The organism is Mariluticola halotolerans (assembly GCF_021611515.1).
Taxonomy (GTDB): Bacteria; Pseudomonadota; Alphaproteobacteria; order Rhizobiales; family Devosiaceae; genus Mariluticola; species Mariluticola halotolerans.
This window is the reverse complement of the sequence record NZ_CP090960.1, coordinates 3310200-3325746: the sequence shown is the minus strand read 5'-3', so window position 1 is coordinate 3325746 and position 15547 is coordinate 3310200. Positions and strand designations below refer to the sequence as shown.

Below are 15547 nucleotides of genomic sequence, written 5' to 3'. Positions count from 1 at the left end.
GCAACTATCCCCTTCCTCAACAACCTTGCGCAGGGCCATGAAGTATTATTCAAGGAAAGCGCACAAATAACGCCGCTAACCCAAAGTTAACCACGCCACACAATTACTGGCGCTGATAACCATCCCATAATTGCTCGACATGTAACTTCCCTCAGGGAATGAGGATTGCTATGTCAAGAAATGTTCAGGCCAGACGCGGATGGCGTTTTTCCTACAGCATATTACTGCCAGTCATTCTGGCAGCTATTGGCACAATTGCGACCATCTCAATTTTCATCTTCTGGGCCGCCTCCCGTAACGACAATGAGGCGATGACGCGCCAGACCAGTCTCGTTTCTCATATTCTCAATGATCAGCGCAGCATGGTCGCAAAAGAGCAGGAAGACGTCGCCGCATGGCGTGACGCCTTGCGCGCCGTCAACGGTCAGCGCGACATGAAATTCATCGAGGAAAATCTCGGTGTCGGTCTTTATGAGTTTCATGGCCATGACCGCGCCTATCTGCTCGACCCAACCATGCAAGCCATTTACGCGATGCGTGATGGCACAACAGCGAGCCCTGAAATATTTGAAACCGAACGCCAGACCCTCGAACCACTGGCGCAGCGCTTGCGCGAAATAAACTGGCAGGGCGCCCTGTCCGCCTATGTGAGCGGCGCAAGCGACAATATCCCGAACATATCAGATGTGGTGGTAATCGAGGGCCAACCAGCTTTTGTCAGCCTGACACCAATCATCGCCGAACGTACCGATGTGCCTCAGGCTCCCGGTTCCGAATTCATCCATATTACCGCAGAGTTTCTCGATGCCACTTTCGCCTCCGAGCTGACGAGCCTGCTTCTGCTCGAAGGAGCGCGTTTCACCACTGATCCAAACGTTGCGGCCAATGAAATCGCTTTGACGATCCGCAATAATGCCGGCGTGCCCATTGCCTATTTCGCTTGGGTGCCGGATCAGCCCGGTTCCCGCCTATTGGCGGAAACAGCGCCGGCTGTTGCAGGTGCCATTGCCATCGCGCTTCTCATCATCCTGGTTCTTGTACAGCAATTGCGGCGTTCCACAGCCGCTCTCGAGGCTGGTCGCGCCGAAGCGCAGCACATGGCCCATCATGATCTGCTCACCGGCCTTGGCAATCGCATGATGTTCGAAACCAATCTCGAAGATGCCATTCAAAAAATTGATCCCCGCGGCGATGATTCCGTGGCGCTACTCATTCTCGATCTTGACCGCTTCAAACAGGTCAATGACACATTGGGCCATGAGGCTGGCGACGAGCTGATCCAGAAAGTCGCGCAGCGCCTTCAACCCCTTGTACGCAGCACCGACACAATCGCCCGTCTTGGCGGCGATGAATTCGCCATTATCGCAACCTCCATCGGGTCGGAAGACAATATTGCCGCCCTTTGCGACCGTATCGTCATGAACATCCGCAAGCCGTTCGAATTGCGCGCCGGCCAGGCTTTTGTCGGCGTCAGCATTGGCGTCGCCCTCACCGAAGATCGCAATTCCAAGGGGATCGAGCTGGCGCGTAAGGCTGATATCGCCCTTTACGTCGCCAAGGATGGCGGCCGCAATCAATACAAAATTTTCGAAAAACGCATGAATGATGTGGTGCAGGAGCGCCAGGTGCTCGAAGCGGACTTGCGGGCCGCCATGCGCACTGATGATCAGCTCAGCGTTATATTCGAGCCGCTGGTACGCGGCGACGGAGCTGAAGTCATCGGCGTCGAGGCAAGAATCCGCTGGATCCATCCCGAACGCGGCGAAATCCTCCCAGATGATTTCCTGCCCATTGCCTCATCATGCGGCCTCATCGAAATCATCGGCGAATTTGTGCTCTGGCATGCCTGCCAGGCCGGTGTAAAAACGCCCGGTCAGTTGATGGCTGTCGAGGTTTATCCCACCCAATTGCGCAATCCGTTCTTCTTCGACAAGCTGTTCTCCATTATCGAGGAATCCGGCATGAAACCCGGCGACCTTGAACTGGAGATCAACGAGAAAATCCTGTCATCGGCCGAGGAAGTCGCGAACGCCAATCTGCGCAAGTTCCGCCGCGCGGGCGTCCGGATTGCGCTCAATGATTTCGGCACGGGCTTCACCTCATTGCGCCTGCTACAGCAGTTTCAGGTGGACCGCATCAAGATCGATCGCTCGTTCATTGCCGAACTCGCCCAGTCACCCGACCCGGAAGCGATCACCCATGCCGTTGTCTGGCTGGCCCGCGCAGTCGGCGTGGAAGTTTCGGCCGACGGCGTCGACACAATCGAGCAGAAAAGTTTCCTCTCGCGTATGGGGTGCATGAGTTTTCAGGGCGCCCTATTTTCGCCCGAGGGGCAGGCGGACTGGCTGCGTACGGCAGCCAACACAAAGACCGTCAGCAAAAAACCCAAGGCTGACGAGCATCTCGAAGAAATCGAGATTTGGGACACAGCCGTCTAGCTCAAGAACACAAAAAGCCAGGCGATGGTCAACAATAATACCGCCGCCCCGACCGCTGACCATATCAGGACCCGAAGATTCATTTTTCGCGTATCGGACTGCCGGACATCGACCTTGGATTTATGCGGATCATAGGTTCTCATCGTCGCCTCCGGTTATTAATCTGCCTCCCTCTACAACGGTCAGATCCCTCAAGAGTTCCATAGCCCTGGGCTTGACGTCGGCGTTGAAACAGCGCCAGCTGACTTAACCTTCTGTTCGGAGCCGCCGCATGATCACGACCCAGTCCCTCACCCGCATGATCAACGCTGGCAAGGGGGCCGAAAAGGCCGATCTGGTTATCAAGAATGTGCAGGTGCTCGATGTGATCACCGGTGCGCTCAACCTGACCGATATCGCCATTGTGAATGACCGCATTGTTGGCGCCCAGCACACCTATGAGGGTCTGACCGAAATCGATGGCACCCGCCGTTTCGCCGTGCCCGGCTTTATCGACACCCATTTGCACATCGAATCCTCACTGGTGACCCCGCTCGAATTCGACCGGTGCGTTTTGCCCCATGGCGTCACCACCGTGCTCTGCGATCCCCATGAAATCGCCAATGTGCTGGGTGCCGAAGGCATTCGTTATTTCCTTGATAGCGCCGAACAGGCCATCATGGATATCCGGATCAACCTCTCCTCCTGCGTCCCCGCCACCCCGTTCGAAACCTCCGGTGCGGCCCTCGAAATCGAGGATCTGCTGCCCTTTCGCGACCACCCCAAGGTTGTCGGCCTCGCCGAAATGATGAATTTCCCCGGCGTGCTCAATGCCGATCCGGGCATTATGGCAAAGCTTCTCGCCTTTCAGGATGGCCATATTGATGGCCACGCGCCCCTGCTCTCGGGGATGGATCTCAACGGTTATCTCTCAGCCGGCATCCGCACCGACCATGAGGCGACCAGCGCCAAAGAGGCGCGGGAGAAACTCCTGAAGGGCATGGCCATTCTCATTCGCGAAGGCTCGGTCTCCAAGGATCTCGATGCCCTCGCCGAAATCCTTGATGCCAACACCTCAAGCTTCGTTGCCCTTTGCACCGACGACCGCAACCCGCTCGACATTGCCGAGGAAGGCCATCTTGATGCGCTGGTCCGCCGCCTGATCGCCAGGGGTTGCCCCCTGCACCACGTCTATCGCGCCGCCTCCCACTCCGCCGCGCGCATTTTTGGGCTGAAAGATCGCGGCCTGATTGGTGCCGGCTGGCGCGCCGATATCGTCCTGCTCGACAATCTTGAAACCTGCGCCGTCTCCGACGTTATCGCCGCCGGGCGTCTGGTCGCCCCGGAACTGTTTGACACCCGCAAAAATATCGCGCCTGTGGGCCTCACCTCGATGAAGGCCAAGCCGGTCAAACCCGAAGTCTTCATCACCGAACCGAAACCGGGCCAGAACGAAACCCCGGTCATCGGCGTCAAGCCCGGCCTGATCCTGACCTTCCGCGAAAACGCCACCCTCGAAGTCACCGATCAGGGCCTCGCCCCCGACACCGCCAATGACGTCATCAAGGTCGCCGTGATCGAGCGCCACGGCAAGAACGGCAATATCGGGCGCAGTTTTGTGAAAGGTTTTGGCCTCAAACGCGGTGCCATCGCCTCCTCGGTCGGCCATGACAGCCACAATATCACCGTGGTCGGTGCCAATGACGCGGACATGGCCGCAGCGGTCAATCGCCTGATCGATACGGGCGGCGGTTTCGCCGTTGCCGACAAGGGCCGGGTCACCGCGGAACTCGCCCTGCCCATTGCCGGGTTGATGAGCCTTGAGCCGTTTGAAACCGTCTCGCATGATCTCGAACACCTGCGCGATGCCGCCAAGGCCTTGGGCTGTACCCTGCCCGAACCCTTTTTGCAGGTCGCCTTTCTGGCGCTGCCGGTCATCCCGCATCTCAAAATGACAGATCGCGGCCTGTTCGACGTCGACAAATTCGATTTTGTTTAGGCCAAAGCGTTTTTGCTCAGTTCCGCTTCCCGCTTTGCGGCTTCTGATTTCCGCTCGCTGTAACGACGGGTGAGATAAGGCGACGCCGCACGGGTCAGCAAGGTGAACTTCACCAGTTCCTCCATCACGTCGACCACCCGGTCATAAAATGATGACGGCTTCATCCGCCCCTCGTCATCGAACTCCTGCCATGCCTTGGCAACCGAGGACTGGTTGGGAATGGTGATCATGCGCATCCAGCGCCCCAAAATCCGCATCTGGTTGACGGCGTTGAAGGATTGCGAGCCGCCCGAAACCTGCATCAGCGCCAGCGTGCGCCCCTGTGTGGGGCGAATGGCCCCGCCCGGCAGCGGAATCCAGTCAATCTGGGCCTTTAATGTCGCGCTCATCGCCCCGTGCCGCTCCGGACTGGTCCACACCTGCCCTTCAGACCACAACATGGCCTCGCGCAACTCCACCACTTTGGGATGATCCGCCGTGCCATCATCGGGCAGTGGCAGCCCCTCGGGATGATAGATCCGCGTCTCCGCCCCGAAGGCTTCGAGCAACCGCTGCGCCTCAAACGTCAGCAACCGGCTATAGGAGCGTTCCCGCCGCGACCCATAGAGCAGCAATATCCGCGGCTTGTGCGCCGGTTGCGCCGGCATGAGCGCCAAAGGATCGGGGATCTCCACCTGTTCGGCGTCAAGATTGGGCAGGTCGGCAAAATGCTCAGTCACACAATATCCATTCATTCAGTCAAAACACGCAGGCGGGTGGCACCGCTTTGCTTAGCCAATTTATTCCACATATCCAGATTAATAGATATATAAGGCGGACTCAAGAGTGACAAATCAGGAATTCTCGACACCCCGCCTCTGGATTGCCACGACATTGCGGCGCGCAACGCCGGCTGAGGGGTTTGGGTTTGCCATTGTTCTCATTCTCATCCTCAACCCCCTACCTCATCCTGAGCTTGTCGAAGGATGGGCGGCAGGTGCGGTGCCCAAAGCCCTCGCCCTTCGACAAGCTCAGGATGAGGGCGAGATCTGGCCCTTCCCCCCTTTTTGCCCGGACTTGATCCGGGCATCCATGCGGTGTGGCCAGCATCGCATGGACCCTCGGGTCAAGCCCGAGGGAGAAGGAAGGGGGAGATGCCATTTGTTGTCCTTGTTCCTTCGTCCAATCCACCACGTCATTCCCGCGCAGGCGGGAATCCAGCAGCGGGCAGTCCTGCCCGCGACAAATGCATCCCTCGCACCGCCGACGCGGTGCACTGGATCCCCGCCTGCGCGGGGATGACGATGGGGGTGGTGAGAGATTTTTTGGGGCACCCCTCAAATTCCACCCACCCCAAAGCCCCCGTCCGGCCCAAAGGCCCACGGTGTCCATAATCAGGCGGCATGAGACGGTGCATGGCCCGTCTGAGTATTAAAACAAATGAGACATACACCGTCTCATGCAACCGGGATTTTTGGCGTGGCCTGTGCTCTTAAAGCGCTGGGGCCCATCCCCGCTTCCTTTCGGAAGTACACCTGCCAACGGGGGCAGGCTGGTCGCGGCACAGTTTTGGCCTTCCCTGAGGCGACCCCCAAGGAACCCGGTCCCCTTCACCCCGGACGTTCGTCGCGCCGGCGCCGGTGATGTGAAAAGGTGGGATGAGGATAAACGGGGTTTGAGGGGCGTCGATAAGTTTTTGGAGAAGAAGGTCGCTGGGTTATGTGCATGCCGCTCTGGATTGCCGCGCGGCTTCGCCGCTCGCAATGACGACGAGGGATTTGCGTTTGGGTTTGTCCCTTACCTCATCCTGAGCCTGTCGAAGGGTGAGGGTTTGGGCGAGATCTGGCCCTTCACCCCTTTTTGCCCGGACTTGATCCGGGCATCCATGCGGTGTGGCCGGTATCGTATGGGCCCTCGGGTCAAGCCCGAGGGTGACGATCTGGGGGGTGAGGGTGCAGTGCTTGCCACACCCACCATGTCATTCCCGTGCAAACGGGAATCCAGCGCACCGCGTCAGCGGTGCAAAAGACAAGTCCTGCGGGCAGGACTGCCCGCTGCTGGATCCCCGCCGGCGCGGGGATGACGAGGTGCAAAAGACAAGTCCTGCGGGCAGGACTGCCCGCTGCTGGATCCCCGCCGGCGCGGGGATGACGATGAGAATGGCGGGGCGTGTTGCCCTACCCCGTCTTCACCCGCGCCCGCATCGCGTGCAGCACTGGTTCGGTATAGCCGGAAGGTTGCACCGTGCCCTGCAGCACAAGTTCAAGTGCGGCTTTGTAAGCGATTGAATTATCGAAGTTTCCGGCCATCGGCTGATAGAGTGGATCGCCCTGGTTCTGCCCGTCGACAACCACGGCCATGCGCTCGAAACAATCGTGCACCATCTCCTCGGTCACAACGCCATGCTTGAGCCAGTTGGCGATATGCTGGGAGGAAATGCGCAAGGTTGCGCGGTCTTCCATCAGGCCCACATTATTGATGTCAGGCACTTTCGAACAGCCAACCCCCTGATCGACCCAGCGCACCACATAACCCAGAATGCCCTGGGCATTATTTTCCAGCTCGCGCCGTTTTTCACTGTTCGACAGGCTGGAAGGATCAAGCACCGGCATAGAGAACAATTCACCCAGCCCCGGCGTCGCTTCGTTGTGGCGGCGCTTTTGCGCCGCAAACACATCGACCTGATGATAATGAGTAGCATGCAGCACGGCCGCTGTGGGTGACGGCACCCAGGCGCAATTGGCCCCCGCATTGGGATGCCCGATCTTGGTTTTCAGCATATCCGCCATATTGTCCGGCGTCGCCCACATGCCCTTGCCGATCTGCGCCTTGCCCGACATGCCGCAGGCCAGCCCGATCATCACATTGCGGTCCTCATAGGCCTGGATCCATTTTTCGGCCTTGATCTGGTCCTTGCGCAACACAGGTCCGGCCGCCATCGAGGTGTGGATTTCATCACCCGTCCGGTCGAGGAACCCGGTATTGATGAAAAACACCCGCTCCCGCGCCGCATGCACACAGGCCTTCAGATTGGCGGACGTGCGCCGCTCCTCGTCCATAATGCCGATCTTGATGCTGTTCTTCTTCAGCCCCAGAAACGTCTCCACAGTCCCGAAAATATCGCAAGCAAAGGCCACTTCTTCCGGGCCGTGCATTTTGGGCTTTACGATATAGATCGAGCCGGTGCGCGAATTGAGCCGCGTCAGCCGGTCATGCAGGGCGCAAAGGCTGGTCACCGCTGCATCCAGAATGCCCTCGCCTATCGGCTTGCCATCCGCATCCAGCACCGCGTCCGTGGTCATCAAATGTCCCACATTGCGCACCAGCAACAGCGAACGCCCCTTGAGACTGAGCGGCTTGCCATCGGGCCCCACATAGACACGATCCTTGTTGAGCGTGCGATGCACCCGCATGCCGCCCTTCTCAAACGTGTCTTCCAGCGTGCCATCCATCAGCCCGAGCCAGTTGCGATAGACATCGATCTTGTCTGCCGCATCGACGGCCGCCACCGAATCTTCGCAATCCTGAATGGTCGTCAGCGCGCTTTCCAGAATGACATCGGCCAGCCCCGCGGGATGGGTTGAGCCGATCGGATGTGACCGGTCCACCACCATTTCGATATGCAAGCCATTATGGCGCAACACGATTTCCTTGCAGCCATGCTCGTCGCGGCACCCCACCAGTTGCGCCGGATCTGCCAGCCCGATCGCACCTTCGCTGGTCTCGGCAATCAGCCGGTTGTCCTCAATCGCATAGGCCAGCGCCCGGGCATGGCTGATGCCGTTCAGCGGAAAAGCCCCATCCAGAAACTCGGCCACTTTAAGAAAAACCGCCGCCCCGCGCGTCGGGTTATATTGCTTGCCCGGCGCCAGATCACCGCTCTGGGCAATGGCATCGGTGCCATAAAGCGCATCATAAAGGCTGCCCCAGCGCGCATTGGCCGCATTCAGCGCATAGCGCGCATTGGAAACAGGCACCACCAGCTGCGGCCCGCAAATGCTCGCGATCTCAGGGTCCAGCCCGGTCGTCTCGATTTCAAAATCGCCCGGTTCATCCACCAGATAGCCGATTTCGCGCAAGAACGCTTCATAGCCTGCCGGATCACTGGCCACCGGGCCGTTGGCCGCGTGCCAATCATCAATTTTCGTTTGCAGGGCATCGCGCTTTTCCAGCAGGGCCCTGTTGCGCGGCATCGCCTCATCCACCAGCCGGGCAAGGCCCGACCAGAACGGCTCCGCACCCACATCTGTGCCCGGAAGCGCCTCGCTTTCAATGAATTTGGCAAGTTGTTCATCGACCTGAAGGCCGGCGCGCATCACGTAAGCTGACATGTATTCACCTCGATAAGGCCAGCAGTCCCCCCGGCCGTTCTTGTTTGTAACTTAAGTTAGCGAGTGCCGCCACGCGCGCCAAGTGCAAGTTTCATTCAGCAAAGCGCGCGCCCACAGCAACGCATTGCTGGCCCGGTCAATGACCGGGCCAGCAAGCGCGCATGCATGGGGTGGGAACCGGCTAGAACTGGGCGGTTTCCGTCGATTGCGCCATGGCCGTTGTTGAGGACTGTCCCTGGCTGACCGCCATCGACACAGCATCGAAATAGGACGTGCCCACTTCGCGCTGGTGCCGTGTGGCGGAGAACCCGTCCTTTTCGGCGGCAAATTCAGCCTGCTGCAGCTGGCTATAGGCCTTCATGCCGTCGCGGCCATAATTGCGGGCCAGATTGAACGTGGTCAGCGACAGGTTGTGGAACCCGGCCAGCGTGATGAACTGATACTTATAGCCCATGGCCCCCAGCTCGCGCTGGAATTTGGCCATGTCTTCCTCACCCATATGCTTGGCCCAGTTGAACGAGGGCGAGCAATTATAGGCCAGCATCTGGTCGGGATATTCCGCCCGGATGGCCTCGGCAAAGCGCTTGGCATCCTCAAGACTTGGCGTTGAGGTTTCACACCAGATCAGATCGGCATAGGGCGCATAGGCCAGACCACGCGCAATGGCGCATTCAAACCCGCCTTTAAGCTCGTAAAACCCTTCCTCGGTGCGCTCACCAGTGATGAACGGCGCATCATATTCATCCACATCCGAGGTGATCAGCCGTGCCGCTTCCGCATCGGTGCGCGCCATAATGAGGGTAGGCACACCCATCACATCTGCTGCCAGACGGGCGGAATTGAGGGTTTTGACAAAGGTGCGTGTCGGCACCAGCACCTTGCCGCCAAGATGGCCGCATTTTTTCTCCGAGGCCAGCTGGTCCTCGAAATGCACAGCGGCAGCCCCCGCCTCGATCATCGCCTTCATCAATTCGAACACGTTCAGCGCGCCGCCAAACCCGGCTTCCGCATCGGCAATAATCGGCACGAAGAAATCGAGATCGGTCGTCTCCTTGCCCTCAAGCTTTTCCATGGTCTGGATCTGGTCAGCCCGCTGCAGCGCCTTGTTGATGCGCTTGACGACAGACGGCACCGAATCCACCGGATAAAGCGACTGGTCGGGATACATATTGCCCGAGGTATTGGCATCCGCCGCCACCTGCCAGCCAGACAAATAGATCGCCTTCAGCCCGGCCTTCACCTGCTGCACCGCCTGATTGCCGGTAAATGTGCCAAGGGTTGGCACAAAGTCTTCCTTGTGCAGCAATTCCCACAAGCGCTTTGCGCCATGTGCGGCCAGCGTATGCTGAATTGGCAGCGAACCGGCCAGCCGCTTCACATCATCCGGGGTATAGGTGCGCGCCACTTGTGCCCAGCGGTCCGGCGCCCATTCGGGGGCGGCGAAAGACTGGTCAGGCTGCGGCTTGTTTTCGGGGTCCAACATGTAAATTCTCCTCGATTGAAATTGGACAAAGGCAATCCGGCGCGCGGCCGCTTGCCGCACGGGAATCAGGTGATCAGGATTTTTCTGAAAGTCCGGGCGGGCTATCCCCGCCCCGGACCAAAGGGCGTCTAGCGCCCGTTGCGGATAAAGGTCGCGGCACTCATCGGCGCACCGCCAAACGGGTCGACACCCGCAACATCAAACCGGTGCCGGGCAACGCGGCCTGCAATCGCATAGCCTTTGGCGGCCAGGCCACTGTCCCGGAACTGCTGCATCACCTCACCCAGCGTTGGGGCGACAATGGTGATGTAGTCATCTTCAAGACGGGCATCCGGGGTCTGGTTCTGGGCCGGGCTATGCATTTTATCCTCCTCAGGGATCTTGTTGCTGTGAACAATGTAAATATTTGACAAAAGGCCGAAACATGCAAGATAAAGCAGCATGAGCGCATGTTAAGCTGTAAAGTTCCGCAAATCAGCGCCGAGTAATTTGTAAATTATGTAAATATCAGGAGGGCAAAATGGCAGAAGACAATCCGCAAATCGGCGGAAAAATCAGGCGCTTGCGCCGGCAGCGCCATATTGCCCAGGCAGATCTCGCCGAAGCCATTGGCATTTCCGCCTCCTATCTCAACCTGATCGAACACAACCGCCGCAACATCACCGTACCGCTGCTGTTCAAATTCGCCGGCTATTTCGGCATCGAACCGGGCGAACTGGCCGAAAGCGACGATTCGCAGCTTGTCGGTGATCTGATGGAAATTTTCGGTGATGACCTGTTCGCCGATTCAGACCTGACCAATCAGGAAATCCGCGATCTGGCCTTTTCCAACCCTGTGGCCGGCCGCGCCGTCTTGCGCCTGTTCGACAAATATCGCGATCTGGCCACCGGCGGCAGCGCCCCGGCCACTGCAGACGCCGAAGATGGCCCCTATCACCGGGCGACCGACGCTATTTCCGATTTTCTGCAGGAAAACGCCAATCACTTCCCCACCCTTGAGGCCGCGGCCGAACGGGTGCGCCGCGATATCGACAATGCCTCGGATAATTTCGAGCAGGGCCTGCGCACTTATCTGATCAACGTCTTCGGCACCGACTGGCGGCTGGCCTCCCTGCCCCATGGCCTGGCCCGCCGGGTCAGCGCCGACGGGCGGGCACTCGAGGTCGCCGACATCCTGCCCCCCGAAACAGCGGCCTTCACCATCGCCCATCATACCGGCCTTCTCGCCGCCGACACCGAAATCAACAGGATCATTGATGACAGCACCCTGCCCGAAATGGATGCACCGGCGCTGGCCCGCAACGTGCTCGCCGCCTATTTCGCCGCCGCCCTGCTCATGCCCTATCAGCCATTTTTGAAGGCCTGCCAGGATTACCGCTATGACGTGGATCGCATCGCCCGGCGTTTTTCGACCAGTTTCGAGCAGGTCTGCCACCGCATGACCACGCTGCAGCGCCCCGGCGCATCGGGCATTCCACTGCATCTGATACGCACGGATATTGCGGGCAATATTTCCAAGCGCTTTTCGCTCTCGGGCATTCACATCCCGCGCCATTCGGGCGCCTGCCCGCGCTGGAATGTCTATTCCGCCTTCCTGCAGCCGGGCCGCACCAATATCCAGTTGAGCCAGATGCCGGATGGCGAGACCTATTTCTGCATTGCCCGCAGTTTTGAAAAAGGCGGCTATCGCCACAATGCCCAGCGCCGGCATTTCTCCATCGGCCTCGGCTGCAACATCGCGCACGCCAAAAAGCTGATCTATGCTGACGGCATTGACCTGACCAACACCACCCAGATTGTCCCCATCGGGGTGGGTTGCCGCATCTGCCCGCGCATGGAATGCGACCAGAGGGCCCATCCCCCCGCCAACCACCGCTTCCGCCTCAACGACCACGAACGCGCCGAAAGCCTTTACGGCCGGATTGAGTGAACCGTCACTAAGACTCACTGCCCCTCCGCGTCATTGCGAGGGGGCAAAGCCCCCGCGGCAATCCAGAGCGCCAAACACCGTCCTCACCACGCCGCTCTGGATTGCTTCGTCGCTGCGCTCCTCGCAATGACGACCGAGATATCACAGCAAACAAGACACCCCGGCCCTGCCCACCACTCCATCCCCCGTCATTGCGAGGGGCAAAGCCCCGCGGCAATCCAGAGTCTCAAACACCACGCTCACCTACTCACCCCACACACTGGCAGCGCACCCATTCAGAACAACCCGTCATAAAGATCCACCCATAGCGGATTTGCCGCCTCGATCAGTTGCAGTTTCCGGCGACGAGACCCCGCCTTGATCTGCTTTTCGCGCAGGATCGCCGCTTCCATTCCGGCATGCATTTCATACCAGACAAGCAGCTTGCAGCCATATCTGTCGCTAAAACCGCCCACGCCCAAACCATTGCGATGTTCATATACCCGCTTCGGCAGATTAGACGTCACCCCGGTATAGATCGCACCATTCCGGCGGTTCGCCATCATGTAAACGCAAGGGTTCTTTTCCATGGCCTTCCGCCATTCACCAAACACAACAAGGCTATCATAATGGCCAAATGCAGTCCCCGGGCAAAGCCGCTCTGGATTGCTTCGTCGCTACGCTCCTCGCAATGACGCAGCGGAATTCGCGCACCATCAAAAAAACCCGAGCGGATACACAAAACTATCCCCGTCATTGCGAGGGGCAAAGCCCCGCGGCAATCCAGAGCGCCAAGCACCGCCCTCATCATGCCCCTCTGGATTGCTTCGTCACTCCGTTCCTCGCAATGACGACCACAGATTTAGCCGCTAACCCGCCAACCCCGCCTTCATCGCCACGCCCGCCACATAAGTCTCCACCACAGCGCGGTCATCGCCCAGGGTTTGCAGCAGGAACAATTCCTCGCTGAGCGTTTCCACCCGTTCCATCTTCACGCTCATGGCCGGTGTCGCGGCGGCATTGAGCACCACCAGATCGGCATCCGCGTCCGGTTCGATGCTGCCGATTTTGCTCTCCAGCGAGAGGGCTTCCGCATTGCCGCGCGTCATCATGTAAAACGACATCAGTGGGGTCAGGCGGTTACCCGATAATTGCTGGCTTTTGTAGAACGTATCCAGCGTTTCCAGCATCGAATAGCTGGTGCCGCCGCCAATATCTGTGGCAACCCCCGTGCGCAGCCCGGCCCCTTGCATGCGCGCAAGGTCATAATGCCCGCTGCCCAGAAACATGTTCGATGTCGGGCACGGCACCGCCACAGCGCCGGTCTCGGCCATCATCCCCACTTCCCGGTCGCTCAGATGCAGGCAATGGCCATAAAGGCTTTTTGGACCCATCAGCCCGTAATGCTCATAAACCCCGGCATAATCCGGCGCATCGGGATAAAGCGACGTCGTCAGCTCGATCTCGGCAATGTTCTCCGACAAATGCGTCTGGAGGTAACAATCGGGATGCTCTTTTGTCAGCGCCGCGACCATCTCCATTTGTTCCGGTGTCGAGGTAATGGCAAATCGCGGCGTGATCGCATAATGCGCCCGCCCCTTTCCATACCATTTGCCGATCAGCGCCTTTGTCGCGTCATAGCCGGTCTGGGGCGTATCCTGCAGCGCCTCGGGGCAATTGCGGTCCATCAGGCATTTGCCGCCGATCATCAGCATATTGCGCTTTTCCGCCTCAGCAAAAAACGCCTCGGCAGAAGCGGCATGCACCGAGCAATAGGCGGCAGCGGTGGTGGTGCCATTGCGGATCAATTCGTCAAAAAACAGCCCCGCAATCCGCGCCCCATGCGCGGGATCGGCAAAACGCTGCTCTTCGATAAAGGTGTAATTATTCAACCATTCCAGCAGATTGGCGGCATAGGAACCGACAACCTGCATCTGCACGAAATGAATATGCGGATCAATCAGCCCCGGCAGGATCAGATGCGGGCGATGATCAATCACCTCGCCATCAAAGGGGCCGGGCAGCGCCGCGACATCGCCAACGGCAATAATCTTGCCGCCATCAATCGCCACAAACCCGTCCTCGAAATAGCGATAGCTATCGCTGTCATCGGGGCCGAGCGGCGCACGCACAAAGCTCAGCACCCGCCCGCGCAGCATTTTGGCGGTCACATCAACCTGCCTGAAGCCGCAAGGCTTTCGCGATACCAGGTCACAATCAGCGCCCGTTCCTCAGGCTCCATATAGCTGACATTGCCCGGCGGCATCGCCGTTGAAAACCCGGCCTGGATCGCAATCTCGCGCGCATGGGTGGCAATGGCCAGATCGGTATCCAGCACCACATTTTTGGGCGCCTCATGCACCCCGTCATAAAAAGGTTCCGCCGTGTGGCACATCGAACAACGCCCCATCACCGTGTCGCGCACCGTCTCAAAATGCACACTGGCCATAAACGGCGCTGCCTCCCGTGAGGCCAGTTCCCCCGCATCAACACCGGGCATTTTCGGATTGGTCGAGAGCCACATGATGCAGATGAACAGGATTGCCGCCAGCCCCCATGTCCAGTGCGGATTGCCCTTTTGCGCATGGATAGTATTGAAGAAATGCCGGATGAGCACGCCAATCAAAAAGATCAGCGCCGCAATCACCCAGTTATATTCGGTGGCAAAAGCCAGCGGATAGTGATTGCTCAGCATCAAAAAGATCACCGGCAGGGTGAGGTAATTATTGTGCAGCGAACGCTGCTTTGCCTGCGCGCCCAAATGCGCCGCCGGCACCCGCCCCGCCTTCAAATCCGCCACCACAATCTTCTGGTTCGGAATAATGATCAGAAACACATTGGCGCTCATGATGGTCGCGGTAAACGCGCCCAGATGCAGCAGCGCCGCCCGCCCGGTGAACAATTGCGTATAGCCCCAGGCCATCGCCACCAGCACGAAAAACAGCAGGATCATCAAGCCGTTCTGGCTTTTGCCAATCGGCGATTTGCATAAAAGGTCATAGATCAGCCAGCCCACACCAAGCGAGGCCAGCGAAATCAGGATGCCGCCCCAGGCCGGCACATCCAGCACATTGCGGTCGATCAGATAAAGGTCCGCGCCCACATAATAGAGCACCGCCAGCATCGCAAAGCCCGATAGCCAGGTGGCATAGGCCTCCCATTTGAACCAGGTCAGGTGCTCAGGCAAGGTGGCCGGTGCCACCAGATACTTGTTGATGTGGTAAAACCCGCCCCCATGCACCTGCCACTCTTCGCCATGGGCCAGTGCGGGCAGGCTTGGGGTTTTGCGCAAGCCAAGATCCAGCGCGATAAAATAAAACGAAGACCCGATCCAGGCGATCGCTGTGATGACATGCAACCAGCGCACGCCAAATTGCACCCACTCCCAGAAAATCGCAAAATCAGTCATCTCGGCAACACCTCGGCCGC

Annotated in this window: 10 protein-coding genes; 3 read left to right on the top strand and 7 right to left on the bottom strand. The window is 58.8% G+C overall.

Annotated features, from left to right (window positions below; translation table 11 throughout):
• Positions 1-170: 170 nt before the first annotated feature.
• Positions 171-2438: a putative bifunctional diguanylate cyclase/phosphodiesterase gene (locus L1P08_RS15830; RefSeq protein ID WP_303617953.1), complete on the top strand. Its 2268-nt coding sequence runs from the start codon at positions 171-173 to the stop codon at positions 2436-2438.
• Positions 2439-2709: 271 nt separating this feature from the next.
• Positions 2710-4416 carry an adenine deaminase gene (gene ade, locus L1P08_RS15825; RefSeq protein WP_303617952.1) on the top strand — a complete coding sequence of 569 codons (1707 nt, stop codon included), beginning with the start codon at positions 2710-2712 and terminating at the stop codon, positions 4414-4416.
• Here the strand turns inward: ade and arsH are convergent.
• From arsH to L1P08_RS15805, 4 genes are all read right to left on the bottom strand, one after another.
• Positions 4413-5063, bottom strand: coding sequence for an arsenical resistance protein ArsH (arsH, locus tag L1P08_RS15820; protein WP_303619601.1), 651 nt, complete (start codon positions 5061-5063; stop codon positions 4413-4415). The genes ade and arsH overlap by 4 nt on opposite strands.
• A 1509-nt stretch (positions 5064-6572) precedes the next feature.
• Positions 6573-8726: a malate synthase G gene (locus tag L1P08_RS15815; RefSeq protein ID WP_303617951.1), complete on the bottom strand. Its 2154-nt coding sequence runs from the start codon at positions 8724-8726 to the stop codon at positions 6573-6575.
• Positions 8727-8907: 181 nt separating this feature from the next.
• Positions 8908-10209: an isocitrate lyase gene (gene aceA, locus L1P08_RS15810; RefSeq protein ID WP_303617950.1), complete on the bottom strand. Its 1302-nt coding sequence runs from the start codon at positions 10207-10209 to the stop codon at positions 8908-8910.
• Between the two features lie 128 nt (positions 10210-10337).
• Positions 10338-10571 carry a hypothetical protein gene (locus L1P08_RS15805; RefSeq protein WP_303617949.1) on the bottom strand — a complete coding sequence of 78 codons (234 nt, stop codon included), beginning with the start codon at positions 10569-10571 and terminating at the stop codon, positions 10338-10340.
• Between the two features lie 158 nt (positions 10572-10729).
• On the opposite strand from L1P08_RS15805, the gene L1P08_RS15800 reads away from it, so the two are divergent.
• Positions 10730-12139, top strand: a complete 1410-nt coding sequence (locus L1P08_RS15800; protein ID WP_303617948.1) for a helix-turn-helix domain-containing protein — start codon at positions 10730-10732, stop codon at positions 12137-12139.
• Positions 12140-12414: 275 nt separating this feature from the next.
• On the opposite strand, the gene L1P08_RS15795 is transcribed toward L1P08_RS15800, so the two are convergent.
• From L1P08_RS15795 to L1P08_RS15785, 3 genes are all read right to left on the bottom strand, one after another.
• Positions 12415-12708, bottom strand: a complete 294-nt coding sequence (locus L1P08_RS15795; protein WP_303617947.1) for a GIY-YIG nuclease family protein — start codon at positions 12706-12708, stop codon at positions 12415-12417.
• Between the two features lie 279 nt (positions 12709-12987).
• On the bottom strand, positions 12988-14289 hold the full coding sequence (gene guaD, locus L1P08_RS15790) for a guanine deaminase (protein ID WP_303617946.1): 1302 nt from the start codon (positions 14287-14289) through the stop codon (positions 12988-12990).
• A complete protein-coding gene (locus L1P08_RS15785; RefSeq protein ID WP_303617945.1) occupies positions 14286-15527 on the bottom strand; it encodes a urate hydroxylase PuuD in 1242 nt (413 codons plus the stop codon). Before L1P08_RS15785 ends, guaD begins: the two co-directional genes overlap by 4 nt.
• Positions 15528-15547 lie beyond the last annotated feature (20 nt).

Coding starts and splice junctions, on each gene's coding strand:
- L1P08_RS15795 (WP_303617947.1), bottom strand. CDS start 12,708: ATGGAAAAGAACCCTTGCGTTTACATGATGGCGAACCGCCGGAATGGT.
- ade (WP_303617952.1), top strand. CDS start 2,710: ATGATCACGACCCAGTCCCTCACCCGCATGATCAACGCTGGCAAGGGG.
- arsH (WP_303619601.1), bottom strand. CDS start 5,063: ATGCCGGCGCAACCGGCGCACAAGCCGCGGATATTGCTGCTCTATGGG.
- L1P08_RS15815 (WP_303617951.1), bottom strand. CDS start 8,726: ATGTCAGCTTACGTGATGCGCGCCGGCCTTCAGGTCGATGAACAACTT.
- L1P08_RS15805 (WP_303617949.1), bottom strand. CDS start 10,571: ATGCATAGCCCGGCCCAGAACCAGACCCCGGATGCCCGTCTTGAAGAT.
- L1P08_RS15785 (WP_303617945.1), bottom strand. CDS start 15,527: ATGACTGATTTTGCGATTTTCTGGGAGTGGGTGCAATTTGGCGTGCGC.
- L1P08_RS15800 (WP_303617948.1), top strand. CDS start 10,730: ATGGCAGAAGACAATCCGCAAATCGGCGGAAAAATCAGGCGCTTGCGC.
- aceA (WP_303617950.1), bottom strand. CDS start 10,209: ATGTTGGACCCCGAAAACAAGCCGCAGCCTGACCAGTCTTTCGCCGCC.
- L1P08_RS15830 (WP_303617953.1), top strand. CDS start 171: ATGTCAAGAAATGTTCAGGCCAGACGCGGATGGCGTTTTTCCTACAGC.